At 42.4% G+C, this 519-nt stretch carries 1 protein-coding gene; it reads left to right on the top strand.

Features of this window, described 5'->3' with window-relative positions:
- The first annotated feature begins 22 nt into the window (after positions 1–22).
- Positions 23–484 (top strand): aspartate carbamoyltransferase regulatory subunit, encoded by a 462-nt coding sequence (pyrI, locus tag R7Z50_RS31055; protein ID WP_005455107.1) that lies wholly within the window; start codon positions 23–25, stop codon positions 482–484.
- Positions 485–519: the final 35 nt, after the last annotated feature.

Raw genomic sequence — 519 nt, 5'->3', positions numbered from 1 at the left:
CTGTAATCGAGGAGATAAAAACATGGCTAAAGAAACTCAATTGCAGGTAGAAGCAATCAAAAACGGCACCGTCATCGACCACATTCCAGCACAAATTGGTATCAAAGTGCTGAAATTGTTCGATATGCACAATTCTTCTCAACGTGTAACGATTGGTCTGAACTTGCCATCTTCAGCTCTGGGTCACAAAGACTTGCTGAAGATTGAGAACGTGTTCATCAATGAAGAACAAGCAAGCAAACTGGCGCTGTACGCACCGCACGCGACGGTAAATCAAATCGAAAACTACGAAGTCGTGAAAAAACTGGCTCTAGAGTTGCCAGAGAAAATCAACAACGTGTTTGAGTGTCCAAACTCAAACTGTATCTCTCACAACGAGCCAGTAGAAAGCAGTTTTAAAGTTTTCGAGAAGAAAGAAGAGATTCGTTTGAAGTGCAAATACTGTGAGAAAGTATTCTCACGTGAGATTGTGACTGAGCGATAATCTCGCCAACGTCCCGAACTCTCATACGCATGAAA

Source organism: Vibrio sp. 1249-1 (assembly GCF_033340495.1).
This window is presented reverse-complemented; position numbering and strand designations above follow the sequence as displayed.

Bases quoted from the DNA above. Each gene is read 5' to 3' on its own strand.
- pyrI (WP_005455107.1), top strand. From the start codon at position 23: ATGGCTAAAGAAACTCAATTGCAGGTAGAAGCAATCAAAAACGGCACC.